Annotated in this window: 2 protein-coding genes; both read right to left on the bottom strand. The window is 37.6% G+C overall.

The genetic code is table 11. The features are described 5' to 3' along the window. Window positions 1-214, bottom strand: a 214-nt coding sequence (locus tag IEW58_RS14230; protein WP_188645883.1) for a twin-arginine translocation signal domain-containing protein, incomplete at its 3' end; no start/stop codon positions are given. Further along, a partial coding sequence (locus IEW58_RS14225; RefSeq protein WP_188645882.1) for a DUF1553 domain-containing protein occupies window positions 211-583 on the bottom strand: 373 nt, incomplete at its 5' end. The genes IEW58_RS14225 and IEW58_RS14230, both read right to left, overlap by 4 nt.

Here is a 583-nt window from a genome sequence, read left to right as displayed (position 1 = left end):
ATATGATATGTTTGGCTTTAGCAGGAAAATGCGGAGGTTTTACGGCAAAAGGGTTTTCTTCAACCGTTTTTTGTTCAGATTGAAAACAGCCACCGAGAATCGACGAAAGTGCAATTCCGCCCAAACCCGAAGTGCATTGTTTCAGAAAATGGCGACGAGTGTTGAAAGTGGCTTGCTCAAAAAAAGCTTCTTCAAAAATAGTTTTTCTGTTCATTTTGTAAGGAATTCGTCTAAATTCAACATTGTATTTGCCGTAAGTGTGAGAGCCAAAAGTTCGGCTTTGGTACTTTTTTTCTTTCTAAAATCCATTAGAGCATCGTTGTAAAGATTTTCGAGTAAAGCTGTTTTTGATTGACTCGGTTGTTTCTGAAAAATATGAACATAGCCTGCTCGAATTTTATCTCGTGTGGTTTTTGCTTGTGAAAGTTGCATTTTTAAGGCAATATTCTGAGCTGCGGCATAATAGACAGTATCATTAAGTGTGGTAAGTGCTTGCAAAGGTGTATTGGTGCGAACCCTTCTCGAAACACATACATTTCTTTGTGGACTATCAAAAGTAATCATTGAAGGATACGGATTTGTA

This window comes from Tsuneonella deserti (assembly GCF_014644315.1).
Lineage (GTDB): Bacteria > Pseudomonadota > Alphaproteobacteria > Sphingomonadales > Sphingomonadaceae > Tsuneonella > Tsuneonella deserti.
This window is presented reverse-complemented; position numbering and strand designations above follow the sequence as displayed.